Source organism: Dokdonella ginsengisoli (assembly GCF_042652785.1).
In the GTDB taxonomy this organism is placed as follows: Bacteria; Pseudomonadota; Gammaproteobacteria; order Xanthomonadales; family Rhodanobacteraceae; genus Dokdonella_A; species Dokdonella_A ginsengisoli.
In genome coordinates this window covers 439,776-453,143 of sequence record NZ_JBHSHD010000007.1, presented here as the reverse complement: position 1 = coordinate 453,143, position 13,368 = coordinate 439,776, and the positions used below count along the sequence as shown (strand labels likewise).

Sequence of the window (13,368 nt, the reverse complement as noted above, 5' to 3'; positions counted from 1 at the left end):
CCGCCTATGCCGCCGGACGAGGCGGCGATTCGTCGTCGCGCCGTTCCGTCCAGCTCAGGAAGGCATCGAGCGCCGGACACAGCGCCTGTCCCCACGGCGTCAGCCGGTAGTCCACGCGCGGGGGCACTTCGTCGTAGGCCGTGCGCGCGACGAGGCCGTCGGCTTCGAGCCGGCGCAGCTGCTGCGCCAGCATCTTCTGCGAAATCTCCGGGATGGCCCTTTCCAGGTCCGAGTAGCGCAACACCTTGCCGTCGAACAGGTGGAACAGGATCAGCAGCTTCCAGCGACCCTCGACGAGGCCGAGGGCGGCTTCGACGCCGGCGGCGGCGGTGCGAGGCGTGTAGGTCTTCGCGGTCATGGTCGGGATACTTACTTTTTCGTGCGTACTTCCGCGCGGAATCGCCTGCGGGGACACTTCCCGCCCTTCCGCACAGATGGGAAACGCCGCATGAGTATTCAACTGCCCGGGCCGCTGGCGCGCTATTTCGACGAGGGTGATCCGGAGACTTCGGCGCGCGCCGGCGAGCTGTTCGCCGCCGACGCGACGGTCGTCGACGAAGGCCGCACGCATCGCGGACCCGTCGCGATCGCCGCATGGAAGCGCGAAGCCAAGGCGAAATACCGCCACACCGCCGAGCCGTTGTCGGTTCGGCAGGAAGGCGCGGCGATGGTGGTTCGCGCGCGGATCTCGGGCGATTTCCCGGGGAGCCCCGTGGATCTGGACCACGTGTTCGTCGTGTCGGACGGCAGGATCGTCTCCCTGGAGATTCGCACGTGAACGCCGCGGGCGAGTTTTCCGCGGTCCGCGCCCTCGTCACCGGTGGCACCCGCGGCATCGGCAAGGCCGTCGTGTCGCGTCTGCTCGAAGCCGGCGCCGACGTGCTCGCCGCGGCCCGGCAGCGGCCGGCCGATCCGGTCGACGGATTGCGCTTCGTCGCGGCCGACGTCGCCACGGCGGAGGGCTGCGCGGCGATCGTGGAATGCGTTCGGCGCGAATTCGGCGGCGTCGACGCGATCATCCACGTCGCGGGCGGTTCGGCCTCCCCGGGCGGAGGCTTCGCCGCACTCGGTGAGGAGGCGTGGCGTGCCGAGCTCGACCTCAACCTGCTGGCGGCCGTGCGCCTGGACCGTGCGCTGCTGCCGGGCATGATCGAGCGGGGATCGGGAGTGGTCGTCCACGTCACCTCGATCCAGCGGCAGTTGCCGTTGCCGGATTCGACCACCGCCTACGCCGCCGCCAAGGCCGCGCTGTCCACGTACAGCAAGAGCCTGTCGAAGGAAGTTTCGCCGAAGGGCATACGCGTCGTGCGCGTGTCGCCGGGCTGGGTCGAGACCGAGGCCGCCGCCGGCATGCTCGAAGGCATCGCGGCGCGCGAAGGAACCGACCTCGACGGCGCCCGCAGGATTCTCATGGATTTTCTGGGCGGCATACCGCTCGGCCGCCCGGCCAGACCTGCGGAAGTCGCCGAGCTGATCGCCTTTCTCGCCTCGCCTCGCGCTTCGGCGATCACCGGCGTGGAATACGTCATCGACGGAGGCACGGTACCGGTGGCGTAGCGCGCGCGGCCACGCATCGATGCTCCGGAGCCGCTAGAATCGTGCCCTTTCCCTGTTGCCGCGCGGCGCATTGAGCGCGAACGAAGGAGTCACGATGGATTTCCGCTATACCGAAGACCAGCTCTCGATCCAGGCCGTCGCGCGCGACTTCGCCACCCGGCGCATCGCGCCGGTCGCGGCCGAGTTCGACAAGTCCGGCGAGTTCCCGCTCGACAACATCCGCGAGATGGGCCAGCTCGGCCTGATGGGCATCGAGGTTCCGGTCGAGTACGGCGGCGCCGGCATGGATCCGGTCGCCTACGCGCTGGCGATGATCGAGATCGCCGCCGCGGACTGCGCGCATTCGACCATCATGTCGGTCAACAACTCGCTCTACTGCAACGGCATCCTCACCTACGGCACCGAGGAGCAGAAGCAGAAGTACGTGCGCGCGGTCGCCACCGGCGAAGCGATCGGCGCGTACGCGCTGACCGAGCCGCAGTCCGGCTCGGACGCCTCGGCGATGCACACGCGCGCGGAGAAAAACGCCAACGGCGACTGGGTCATCAACGGCAAGAAGAGCTGGATCACTTCCGGGCCGGTCGCCAGGTACATCGTGCTGTTCGCGATCACCACGCCGGGCATCGGCGCGAAGGGCGTGTCCGCGTTCCTGATCGACACCAGTCGTTCGGGCTTCCACGCCGGCAAGACCGAGCCCAAGCTCGGCATCCGCGCGTCCGCCACCTGCGAGATCGAATTCAGCGACTACGTCTGCCCGGCGGCCGATCTGCTCGGTACCGAAGGCAAGGGTTTCGCCATCGCCATGGGCGTGCTCGACGCCGGCCGCATCGGCATCGCCTCGCAGGCGGTCGGCCTGGCGCGTGCCGCCTACGAGGCGAGCGTGGCCTACGTGCGCGAGCGCAAGGCGTTCGGCTCGCCGATCGGCTCGTTCCAGATGATCCAGGCCAAGATCGCCGACATGAAGTGCCGTCTCGATGCGGCGACCCTGCTGGTGCTGCGTGCCGCGTTCGCCAAGGGCGAGACGGCGAAGAACGGCGGCCGCTTCAGCACCGAGGCGTCGGTGGCCAAGCTGTTCGCCTCGGAAGCGGCGATGTTCGTCACGCACCAGGCCGTGCAGATCCACGGCGGCATGGGCTACTCGAAGGAGATGCCGCTGGAGCGCTACTTCCGCGACGCCAAGATCACCGAGATCTACGAAGGCACCAGCGAGATCCAGCGCCTGGTCATCGCGCGCAACGAGACCGGCGTGCGCTGAGCCGCGGTCACCCGGCCGCGCCCGCATCGGGGCGCGGCTTCTTCTGGCGCGGCCCTTCGCAGCGAGAAGAGCGCCACGCAGCGAAAAGTCTGCGCGCACGCCGTCCGCGAACGGCACCTCGTCGTTCGCGATCCGCATCCCGCATCATCCCGGCCCCTGCGCGGCCGGCGAATGCCGTCGCCGGCGTGGTGCAGATGGGATTTCGGGAAAAATTGTACTTCTGATTCATGCGGCCGTTTGCCGGCCGCACGGCGAAATCCGATGCGGACGTGCGACAGCGCGCGACCGTCGCAGTACGCAAACTGCGAGGACTTTCGTATTGACATCCGCATCGACGACGGCCGAGACTCCGGCTGCGCGTCGCTTCCGCATGCGCGCCGATTTCCTTCTTCGCAATCCAGGGTGAGTCCATGTCGAATCGCGTCCGTCGCGTATCCCTTCCGCTCGCATTGACGATCGCCGCGGCCTTGCCGGCGGCGTACGCCGGCGTCGATCCGAGCGACCTCGTCTTCGCCGACGGCTTCGAGATCGTCGCGCCGGACTGCGCGCCGGTGCAGGCGACCATCGGCAGCGAAGGCGGCGCGCTGGAACTGTGCGGCGCGCGGCTGGAAGTGCCGGAGAACGCCGTCGCGCAGCCGACCACGTTCGGCATCGAGCGCCTCGACGCTCCGCCGCCGCCGCCGTTCGACATGAGCTTCGTCGGGCCGGTGTTCCGCTTCACGCCGCAGAACGTGCCGCTGCAGCTGCCGGCCAGCATCACGGTGCCGCGCACCGACACCGCGCGCGGCGGCCTGGTCCGTTTCGACGCCGAGCAGGACGGCTTCATCCTGATCGAGGCCTGCGGCACGACCGATACCAGCCTGCAGCAGTACCAGTACGTGCTGAACACCTTCGCCGCCGCGCGCTTCGTCGGCGACCTGCCCGATTCGACGCAGGGCCTGGGCGACGGCAGCCTCGCCGGCACGATCGACGGCGGCGCGCACGACTACGACGTCGACGAGCCGGGCAACTACGCGATCTACGAGGATCGCGCGGACGGCAGCCGGCTGGTCACGGTGTCCGTGCTGAAGTCACCGAGCGAGGGCGATTTCGAGAGCCTGCGCATGAACCTCGTCGTGAACGCGAACGACGGCACCGGCGACGTCGTGCAGATCGAGTTCCTCAGCAGCATCGGCGGCCAGTTCGTCGGCGGCTCGTACATGGTCGGCATCATGGGCACGGCGTCGATCACGTTCGGCGATCTGGGTGACGGCCGCGTGCGCGCGAACATTGACTCCAACCTGGCGCGCTCGGGCGGCGGCGACCTGCCGCTGCAGATGGCGCTGGATGTCGGCATCGAGCGCTTCATCTTCCCGCCGTCGCTGTCCTGTCCGCGTCCGGACTGACGCGGACCGTTCCGTCGAAGCCGTCGGCGAAGACTTCGTCGCCGGCTTCAAGCTCCACCACGTATTCGCCGACGCCGCCGGCGACGTCGATGCGCCATCCCTGCCGATAGGTTTCGTCCTCGTCGCTGCGCGTGCTCCAGTCGAGCGCGCTCAGCGTTGCGCCCGGCGGTGACAGCACGCGCAGGCGCAAGGCGCCGGCCTGAGCGGTGCTGCCGTTGATCACCGGGCGCATCGGCACGTTGAGCTGAAACACCGCCTGCGTATTCGCGTCGAGCGCGTAGCTGTCGTGAACGGTGAGTCTGCCGCCGGCGAAGTCGAGCGTGCGCTGCCAGCTCTGCACCGCCGGATCGCCGGCGTAGGCGGGCGTCAGGTCTGCCTCGACGTGGACGGCGCCGCCGGCGCCCGGCACGACCGTCATCGTCGAGACGGTGTCCACGCGCTGCGGCACGATTGCGCCGTCGCGTTCGAAGCGCAGCAGGTTGTGCACGTCGGTGCCCTGCTGGATGCCGCTGTGCGTCCAGATGTTCTCGGTCACGGCGAGCCAGTCGTTCTGGAACAGCGTGAACGAACCCTGGTCCTGGTGGGCGTGGCTCTCGCGGTACGGTCCGGCCGAGAACTGCAGCCACATCGCGCCCTCGTCCCAGCCGGTGCGCGCGAACAGCTGGCCGGTGCCGGATGCGTGGTAGACGAGGTCCGCCGGCGGCACGCCGTCCGAGCCCGACGGCAGCAGGTCGTGGCGGAAGTTGAAGCCGCTCTCCATCTGCGTCTGCGAAACCGAATGCAGCCACCACGACGCGTTCGCGCGCGCGGTCGCGTCGTCCGTCATGCGGTGCGCTTCGAGCATGAGATGACGGTGGTAGTCGTACAGCACCGGCTCGGACACGCGCGACTGGTCGCCGATCGGCGCGACGCGGTCGCGCGTGGGCACGGTGGCATGGATCCACCAGGCGATGCTGTCGGTCAGGTGCGCGTTGGCGTTGGCGAGGTCGGCGCCGGTGGTGTCGCGCCAGAGACGGTACAGCCAGAACAGCGAGCGGTGGGAAAGGCCGTAGCCGGTGCCTTCCTGGCTGCCGCCGCCGGCCAGCGTCGCCGCGTACTGCTCGAGCGCGGGCAGCTTGACGTCCTGCAGCAGCTGCATCCAGGCGGCGCGCTGCGACGCATCGCCGGTGGCGAGCGCCCACACCATCGTCGCCTCGACGAAGCTGTAGTAGTAGTTGTTGGCCGGGTTGTCGATCGACCAGCCGGACCACGGATGCGCATGCCCGCCCCATTGCGCTTCGTCCGGATGCCAGACGTTCCACACCGCCTGCTGCGCGTAGGCGGACCAGCGCGTGCGCTGCTGCGGCGTGACCGACGCGGCGCACCAGTCGTAGGTCAGCGCGAGGTCACGCAGCATCTCGCCGACGTGGAGATAGGAATCGCCGGAAATCTCCGGGCGCTGCCCCTGCGCGATCAGCGCCTCGGCCTCGGCGACCTGCCGTTCCACCATCTGCACGGCCAGCGTGGCGTACGGCGCCTGGCCGGTCAGCCGGAACAGGGTGGCCGCATCGGTGGCCGAGAACGCGTAGCCGGGGTCGCCGGCGACGGCCTGGTCGACCCAGGCCTTGAAGCGCTGGTAGGCCGGCGACTGCAGGTCGACGTAGGACAGGTCCAGGTCGATCGCGGCGCGGCAGGGAACGCCGACCGCCAGCAGCGTCGCGAGCGCGAAGCGCGGAATACGTCGAAGCATTTCACGACTCCTGAAGGGTTTCCCGTCCGTGCGGTGAACACGGCGACGAGACCATTTGCGACATTCGCCGCCTCTTGCAGGCCACCCCGACCGGCCGCACTTCCGCCCGCATGAGGCTTCGTGGCAGGCTTTTCCCCATGATCCGGGCCGGACTCGCCGTCTTGCTGCTCGCGGCAGCGCTGTTCGCGGGCGAAGTATCCGCGCGCACCGTGTACCGGTGTGTGCGCGACGGCACGGTCAGCCTGGCCACCGCGCCGGAACCCGGCTCGGAATGCTTCGCCAAGCAGCTCGACGACGGGGCGGCCCTGGTGCCGAACCTGTGGGGTTCGCTCGGCATCGTGCACGGCAAGCTGTACCGACGCGAGCAGGACGGCAGGACCGTCTACAGCACGCGCAACCTGCCCGGTTCGGCGCCGGTACTCGCGTTCACGGCGGCGACGCCGCCGGGCTCGCCCGCGCACGAGGGCCTGGGCAAGGTCGGCCAGCCGCGGCTGGCCGAGTTCAAGCCGCAGTTCAAGGCCGCGGCGAAGGCGACCGGCCTTGACGAGGCCTGGCTGCGCGCGATCGCGCACGCGGAAAGCGCCTACGACGCGAGCGCGCTGTCGGAGAAGGGCGCGCAGGGCGTGATGCAGCTGATGCCGGAAACCAGCCGCGAATACGGCGTCAAGGATCCGTTTTCCGCCAAGGCTTCGATCGATGGCGGCGCACGCCTGCTGCGCGACCTGCGCAAGCGCTACGAGGGCGACCTCACCCTGGTCGCCGCGGCATACAACGCCGGCATCGGCGCGGTCGAGCAGTACGGCGGCGTGCCGCCGTATGCGGAGACGCAGGCCTACGTCGCCAAGGTACAGGCGCTGTACGCGCGCTATCGCATCGCGATGGGTCTGAAGCCGCTGCCGGCGCAGCTGCAGGCGGCGGAGTAGGGGGTTCGCAGAGAAGCCTGAAACACGAAGGACACGAAGGACACGAAGAGAGCGTTTTTTCGTCCGGCTCTTTCTTCGTGGTCTTCGTGTCCTTCGTATTTCAAGGGTTTCTTCCCGCAAGCGCAGATCAGTCGACGTAGGCGGCGACCATCACGCGCTTGCCGTAGCGCAGCTGCTCGTAGGCGTTCTCCGGCGGCGGCACCAGCTCGACGCGCGTGAAGCCGACCTTGCGCAGGATCCAGAACAGCGCTTCGAGGCTGGGCACCAGGCAGATGCCGGTGGTGCTGGTTTCCGGGCCGTGCGTTTCCTCGGTCTCGTCGATGATGCCGAAGGAGCCCTTCAGCGGGCGCACGAAGCGGTAGCTGCCGTAGTCGACCATGCCGGTCATGCCGGGCACGACCTGCGTCTCGACCAGGCACACCTGGCGCGTCAGCGCGCGCGCCTGGCGCAGCGCGCCGACCGGGTTCTCGAGGTGGTAGATCAGGCCGAGCATCAGCACCACGTCGAAGGTGCCGAGCGCGGCGGTGTCCAGAGCGTGCACGTCGCACTGCGCGACGCGCAGATTGGCAAGGCCCAGCGTGTCACGCACCAGGGTGGTATCGGCGACGTGTTCGGCGCGCGCGTCGATGGCGAGCACGTCGTCCGCACCGGCCTGCGCCAGTTGGGTCGCGAACCAGCCCTGGTGGCAGGCGATGTCGATCGCGTTGCGGCCGGCCAGGGTGTCGCCGAAGCGCGCGCGCAGCACGTCCTGCAGCATCGCCAGGCGCGTCTCGTGGATCGCGTCGAGCGCGCCGTCGTCGTAGGTGCGGGTGACGCGGCCGCTCGGCAGCCGGAAACGGTAGAACCAGATCTTGTCGAGCAGGGCTTGTTCGTTCGCACTCATCGCAACGGCGGTCCGGGTACGGGGCGCGCGATTGTAGCGCTCAGAGCGAGACGCCGACGAAGAAGGTGACGTCCTGCGAGTGCCGAGCCGGCACGTCCTCGACCAGGCCGGCGCGCAGCGTCCAGCCCGAGCGCGCGTGCCAGGCGGTCGACAGGGTCAGGCTGCCAGCGTCGCCGAGCATCGCAATAGCCGAGTCGTACGGCGCGCCGTGCCACTGGTATTGGGCGGCGACGTCCCAGCGCGGCGTCAGGTACCAGCCGAGCGTGGCGTCGACGAAGGCGAATGCGTCGTTCGCGCGCCGCGGCAGCAGGTCGCCGTCACCGCGTCGCGTCGCGCCGACGCGCACGCCCCAGGGCAGGCGCGTCGCGCCGGTCGACTGCGCGGCCAGCCACAGGCTGAGGTCGACCGCGCGGTCGTCGAGCAGCGGGCTCGCATGCGAGGTCGGCAGTTTCAAGGTCGCGCCGTACAGCCACTCGTGGCCGTCGGCCGGCGCGCGCCAGGCGAGGTCGAGCAGCAGCGGTGCGACGCCGCTGCGCGGCCGCGTCAGCGCGATGCGGTCGCCGCGCTGGTCGGCGTACTCGATCGTGTGGCCGTTCGTGCCGAGCCGGCCGCGGTCGCCGTTGGTGAAGCCGAAGGTGCGGTGGAAGTCCTCGATGAAGGAATCGAGGAAGCCGTCGTCGAAGCGCGTTCCGGCCAGCGTCGCGCGCGCGATCCAGTGCTCGCCGAAGCTGCGTGCGACGGCGATGCGCGCCTCGTGGATCTCCATGTCGTAGAGCAGGCGCTCGCCGCGGCGGTCGAATTCGATCTCGGTGTTGCTCGCCGCGAGCGTCGCCTCGACGTGCCAGCGGTCGTCCGCCGCGACGGCCGGCGGCGCGAACGGCAGGCCGCCGGAGGCGACGAACGGGTTCGCATCGCGATGCAGCTGCCACGGCGCGGCGACGTAGTCATCGGCGAGCACCGGCGCGGCGAGGACCAGCGCGAGCAGCGCGGCGAAGCGCAGGCGCGGCGGCGCCGGACGTCGGCGCGTGGCTGCGCCCGCGACGCCGGCCCGCGCGCGGCGGCCGGCGAAGAACGGAAGGAGATTCATCGGCGTTCGAATGGTGGTTCGAACGCCGATTCTGACATGGCCGGATTGCACCCGGCGTCAGCGCGTGCCGCCGGATGCGATGAGCTTCTCGCCGGTCAGCCAGGCCGATTCGTCGGAGGCGAGGAACACCGCGATCGAGGCGATGTCGTCGGGCTGGCCGAGGCGGCCGAGCGGGGTCTGCGCGATCATCTGCTTCTCGAAGTCGCTGCCGATGATGCCGGCCGCGTGCGTGCCTTCGGTCTCCACGCCGCCCGGGTTGATCGAGTTGACGCGGATCTTGCGCGGCGCGAGTTCCTTCGACAGCACGTGCGTGATCGTGTCGACCGCGCCCTTCGTCGCCGCGTAGACCGACGAGCCGGGCAGGCCGAGCTGGCTGGCGACCGAGCTGATGTTGATGACGTTGCCGCCGCCGTCGCCGAAATGCTTCACCGCCTCGCGCGTGGCTTGCAGCAGGCCGAGCACGTTGATGTCGAACTGGCGGCGGAACAGCTCGGCGGTGACGTCCTCGAGCGGCGCGAACTGGTAGACGCCGGCGTTGTTGACGAGGATGTCGACGCGTCCGTAGGCCTTCTTCGTTTCGTCGAACAGGCGCTCCACGTCGGCGGCGTTCGCCACGTCGCCCTGGACCGCGATCGCCTTGCCGCCGGCCCCGATGATTTCGCCGACGACGCGATCGGCGCCGTCGCGGCTGGCCGCGTAGTTGACCACCACCGCCGCGCCGGCCTCGGCCAGCTTCTTCGCGATGCCGGCGCCGATGCCCTTGGAGGCGCCCGTCACCACCGCTACCTTGCCTTGCAGTTTGTCGCTCATGTGTTCGTCCTGGTCTGGGAGATTATCAATTAGATGATTATCTAATCGTCTAAGCGATAAGGGGCGGGGGACGAACGCTTTCAAGGGTGACGGCGAAAGAAATTTCCGCTGCGGGGAAGGCGGCGGATCAGATCTCGGCGAGCCGCGCCAGGTAGGCGGCCAGCACGTCGCGGCGCAGGGTCAGGTGGACGAACTTGCCTTCGCGCGCGATCGCGACGAGGCCGGCCGTTTCCAGCTCCTTGATGTGATGCGAGATGGTCGCGGCGCTGACCGGATGGGCGCCTTGCAGCGCGGTGCAGGGGGTCGACTGGTCGCAGCGTCCGATCTGCTTGAGGATCTCGACGCGGCGCGGCTCGGCCAGCGCGCGTGCGATGCGCTCGAACTGGCGGTCGTCGAGCTGGACGGCGGACGCGGACATGGCCGCAAGGATGGGTGCGCCCGGCGACCGATGCAAGCCGCAGCGCCGGATGCGGACCGCGCAAACGAGAACGGCCCGGAAGACCGGGCCGTTCGTCGTGTTCGCTTTGCGGACTCAGTGGCCGCCGTGACCGCCGGCGTCGAGCTGGGCCTGCGTCTCCTGGCGCGATTCGAGCTTGTCGCCGAGCAGGCGGCGCATCGCGACGTAGAAGATCGGGATGAACAGCAGGCCGAGGAAGGTGGCGAACAGCATGCCGCCGACCACGCCGGTACCGATCGCGTGACGCGAGTTGGCGCCGGCGCCGGTCGAGATCGCGAGCGGCAGACAGCCCAGGATGAAGGCGAACGAGGTCATCAGGATCGGCCGCAGTCGCAGGCGCGCAGCGTCGACCACGGCGGCGCCGAGGCCGCGTCCGGAGCGCTGTTCGGCGACCGCGAACTCGACGATCAGGATCGCGTTCTTCGCCGCCAGGCCGATGATCGTGATGATGCCGATCTTGAAGTAGACGTCGTTGGACAGCCCGCGGCCCCAGGTCGCCAGCACGGCGCCGAGCACACCCAGCGGCACCACCAGCAGCACCGACACCGGGATCGACCAGCTCTCGTACAGGGCGGCCAGGCACAGGAACACGATCAGGATCGACAGGGCGTACAGCATCGGCGCCTGGTTGCCCGAGATCAGCTCCTGCAGCGACTGGCCGGTCCAGTCGAAGCCGAAGCCGGTCGGCAGGTCGTTCTTGATGATGTTCTGCATCGCCGCCATCGCCTCGCCGGAGCTGCGCCCCGCCGCCGGATTGCCGACGATCTCGATCGCCGAGTAGCCGTTGTAGCGCGTCAGCGTCGGTGCGCCCATCTTCCACTCGGTGGAGACCACGTTCGACAGCGGGATCATCGCCGGCAGCGTCGCCGTGCCCTTGCTCGTCGTCACCGTCTCGGTCTGCGTCGAGCTGGGCACGAAGAAGCGGTTGAGCGCGTCCGGGTTCATGCGGAACGGCGCGTCGGCCTGCATGTTCACGCGCTGCACGCGGCCCTGGTAGAAGAAGTCGTTGGCGTACACCGGCGCCAGCATCAGCTGGATCGCGGTGTAGACGTCCGACAGCGACAGGCCCATCGACTGCGCCTGCACGCGGTCGACCTTCATCGCCAGCTGCGTGGTCTCGGGCAGGCTGTTCGGGCGCACGCCGGTGAGCAGGTCCTTCTGTTCGCCGGCCTTGCCGAGCAGGATGTTCTGCGCCTCGACCAGCGCGGCGTGGCCGGCGCCCGAGCGGTCCTGCAGGTACATGTCGAAACCGCCGAACTGGCCGAGGCCGCGGATCGTCGGCAGGTTGACGACGAAGGCCTGCGCGTCGCGCACGCCCATGAAGATCGCCCCGTTGAGCTGCTGGATCGTCTGCATCGCGGTTTCGCTGCGCTCGGCCCACGGCTTGAGGCGGATGAACGCCATGCCGGTGTTCTCGCCGTTGCCGATGAAGCTGAAGCCCGACACCGCGATCACGCCCTCGACCGCCGGGTTCTTGCGCACCAGCTCGCCGATGTCGCCCATGACCTTCTTCGTGCGCTCGATGCTGGCGCCCGAGGGCAGCTGCACGACGGCGAAGGCGAAGCCCTGGTCCTCCTCCGGCACGAAGCTGGACGGCAGCTTCACGAACAGGAAGCCGCACAGCACGGCGACCACGGCGAACAGCGCCATCCAGGTCGGCGCGTGGCGGATCGCGCCGAAGATGTGCCCGGTGTAGGTCTTCTGCACCCAGTCGAAGGCCTTGTTGAACCAGCGGAAGAAGGCGTTCTTCTTCGTCTCGTGCAGCGGCTTGAGCATCGTGGCGCACAGCGCCGGGGTGTACATCAGCGCGAGGAAGGCCGAGAAGGCGGTCGACAGCGCGATGGTCAGGCAGAACTGGCGGTAGATCGCGCCGACCGAGCCGGACTGCAGCGCGCTGGGGATGAACACCGCCATCAGCACCACCGCGATCGCCACCACCGCGCCGGAGATCTGGCTCATCGCCTTGCGCGTGGCCTCCTTCGGCGACAGGCCTTCCTCGGCCATGATGCGTTCGACGTTCTCGATCACCACGATCGCGTCGTCGACCACGATGCCGATCACCAGCACCATGCCGAACAGCGACAGCTGGTTGATGGTGAAGCCGACCATCCACATGCCGAGGAAGCCGCCCATCAGCGCGACCGGGATCACCAGCAGGGCGATGATCGTCATGCGCAGGTTCTGCAGGAACACCAGCATGACGATGAAGACGAGGATGACCGCCTCGATCAGCGTGTGCACGACCTCCTCGATCGAGATCGTGATGAACGGCGTGGTGTCGTACGGCACGAACCACGACACGCCGTGCGGGAAGCTCGCCTGCAGCTCGTCCATCTTGGCCTTGACGGCCTTGCCGACGCCCAGCGCGTTGGCGCCGGTCTGCAGCTGCACGGCGTAGCCGGCCACCGCCTGGCCGTTGTAGGTCACGCTGACGCCGTAGCCGAACGGGCCGAGCTCGACGCGCGCGATGTCCTTCAGGCGCACAGTGGTGCCGTCGGGGTTGGCGCGCAGGATGATGTTCTCGAACTCGGCGGGGGTCGAGAAGCGGCCCTCGGCCGTCACCGTCGCCGAGAAGCCGTTGCCGGGCACGGACGGTTCGGCGCCGAGCGCGCCGGCGGCGACCTGGATGTTCTGCCCGCGCACCGAGTCGAGCACCTGCGCGGCGGACAGGTTGTAGCCCTTGAGCTTGTCCGCGTCGAGCCAGATGCGCATCGCGTATTCGGAGCCGAACTGGCGCACGTTGCCGACGCCGGGGATGCGCTGGATCTGCGGAATCACGTTCGCCGCGAGCATGTTGTTCAGCGCGTACGAGTCGTAGGCGCCGTCGTCGGACTTGAGCATGCCGACCATCAGGAAGTCGGGGTTCTGCTTGGCCACGACGATGCCCTGCTGGGTCACCTCGCTCGGCAGGCGCGGCGTCGCCAGCGACACCTTGTTCTGCGTCTGCACCTGGGCGATGTCGGGGTCGGTGCCCGGCTCGAAGGTCAGCGTGATCGAGGAGGAGCCGTCCGAGCCGGAGCTGGAGCTGAAGTAGGCGAGGTTGTCGATGCCGGTCAGCTGCTGCTCGATGACCTGCGTGACGGTCTTTTCGACCGTGTTGGCGTCGGCGCCCTGGTAGGTGGCGGCGACCACGACCTGCGGCGGGGCGATCGACGGATACGACTCGATGCCGAGCTGGGTGATCGAGATCGCGCCGCCGAGCGTGATCAGGATCGCGACGACCCAGGCGAAGACCGGACGGTCGATGAAGAAATTGGGCATGGGAAAGGTTCCTGCTTGCCT

The 13,368-nt window shown here is 68.8% G+C and carries 12 protein-coding genes; 5 read left to right on the top strand and 7 right to left on the bottom strand.

Annotated features, from left to right (window positions below; genetic code table 11):
- Nucleotides 1-4: 4 nt before the first annotated feature.
- Entirely contained in the window at nucleotides 5-358 is a 354-nt protein-coding gene (locus ACFO6Q_RS09615) for a winged helix-turn-helix transcriptional regulator (RefSeq protein WP_380020444.1), read from the bottom strand.
- A 21-nt stretch (nucleotides 359-379) separates the two neighbouring features.
- Here ACFO6Q_RS09615 and ACFO6Q_RS09610 point away from each other — a divergent pair, with 21 nt between their 5' ends.
- The 4 genes from ACFO6Q_RS09610 (at nucleotide 380) to ACFO6Q_RS09595 (ending at nucleotide 4,197) form a co-directional block, all read left to right on the top strand.
- Nucleotides 380-778 carry a nuclear transport factor 2 family protein gene (locus tag ACFO6Q_RS09610; RefSeq protein ID WP_380020443.1) on the top strand — a complete coding sequence of 133 codons (399 nt, stop codon included), beginning with the start codon at nucleotides 380-382 and terminating at the stop codon, nucleotides 776-778.
- Complete coding sequence (locus tag ACFO6Q_RS09605; RefSeq protein WP_380020442.1) at nucleotides 775-1,557, top strand: SDR family oxidoreductase; 783 nt, start codon at nucleotides 775-777, stop codon at nucleotides 1,555-1,557. Before ACFO6Q_RS09610 ends, ACFO6Q_RS09605 begins: the two co-directional genes overlap by 4 nt.
- Nucleotides 1,558-1,651: 94 nt before the next feature.
- Nucleotides 1,652-2,812 (top strand): acyl-CoA dehydrogenase family protein, encoded by a 1,161-nt coding sequence (locus ACFO6Q_RS09600; protein ID WP_380020441.1) that lies wholly within the window; start codon nucleotides 1,652-1,654, stop codon nucleotides 2,810-2,812.
- Between the two features lie 410 nt (nucleotides 2,813-3,222).
- Nucleotides 3,223-4,197 carry a hypothetical protein gene (locus tag ACFO6Q_RS09595; RefSeq protein WP_380020440.1) on the top strand — a complete coding sequence of 325 codons (975 nt, stop codon included), beginning with the start codon at nucleotides 3,223-3,225 and terminating at the stop codon, nucleotides 4,195-4,197.
- Here ACFO6Q_RS09595 and ACFO6Q_RS09590 read toward each other — a convergent pair.
- Nucleotides 4,157-5,926, bottom strand: coding sequence for a heparinase II/III family protein (locus ACFO6Q_RS09590; RefSeq protein WP_380020439.1), 1,770 nt, complete (start codon nucleotides 5,924-5,926; stop codon nucleotides 4,157-4,159). The two genes, ACFO6Q_RS09595 and ACFO6Q_RS09590, sit on opposite strands and share 41 nt — an antisense overlap.
- 137 nt (nucleotides 5,927-6,063) lie before the next feature.
- Between ACFO6Q_RS09590 and ACFO6Q_RS09585 the strand changes: the two genes are divergently transcribed.
- Nucleotides 6,064-6,849 carry a lytic transglycosylase domain-containing protein gene (locus ACFO6Q_RS09585; protein WP_380020438.1) on the top strand — a complete coding sequence of 262 codons (786 nt, stop codon included), beginning with the start codon at nucleotides 6,064-6,066 and terminating at the stop codon, nucleotides 6,847-6,849.
- Nucleotides 6,850-6,976: 127 nt separating this feature from the next.
- Here ACFO6Q_RS09585 and ACFO6Q_RS09580 read toward each other — a convergent pair whose 3' ends face one another.
- The 5 genes from ACFO6Q_RS09580 to ACFO6Q_RS09560 all read right to left on the bottom strand — a co-directional run bounded on the left by ACFO6Q_RS09580 (nucleotide 6,977) and on the right by ACFO6Q_RS09560 (nucleotide 13,347).
- Nucleotides 6,977-7,732: a class I SAM-dependent methyltransferase gene (locus ACFO6Q_RS09580; RefSeq protein WP_380020437.1), complete on the bottom strand. Its 756-nt coding sequence runs from the start codon at nucleotides 7,730-7,732 to the stop codon at nucleotides 6,977-6,979.
- A gap of 40 nt (nucleotides 7,733-7,772) precedes the next feature.
- Nucleotides 7,773-8,819, bottom strand: coding sequence for a DUF3187 family protein (locus ACFO6Q_RS09575; RefSeq protein WP_380020436.1), 1,047 nt, complete (start codon nucleotides 8,817-8,819; stop codon nucleotides 7,773-7,775).
- Between the two features lie 57 nt (nucleotides 8,820-8,876).
- Nucleotides 8,877-9,629 (bottom strand): glucose 1-dehydrogenase, encoded by a 753-nt coding sequence (locus ACFO6Q_RS09570; protein WP_380020434.1) that lies wholly within the window; start codon nucleotides 9,627-9,629, stop codon nucleotides 8,877-8,879.
- A 127-nt stretch (nucleotides 9,630-9,756) separates the two neighbouring features.
- Nucleotides 9,757-10,047: an ArsR/SmtB family transcription factor gene (locus ACFO6Q_RS09565; protein WP_380020433.1), complete on the bottom strand. Its 291-nt coding sequence runs from the start codon at nucleotides 10,045-10,047 to the stop codon at nucleotides 9,757-9,759.
- A gap of 114 nt (nucleotides 10,048-10,161) precedes the next feature.
- Nucleotides 10,162-13,347, bottom strand: a complete 3,186-nt coding sequence (locus ACFO6Q_RS09560; protein ID WP_380020432.1) for an efflux RND transporter permease subunit — start codon at nucleotides 13,345-13,347, stop codon at nucleotides 10,162-10,164.
- Nucleotides 13,348-13,368: the final 21 nt, after the last annotated feature.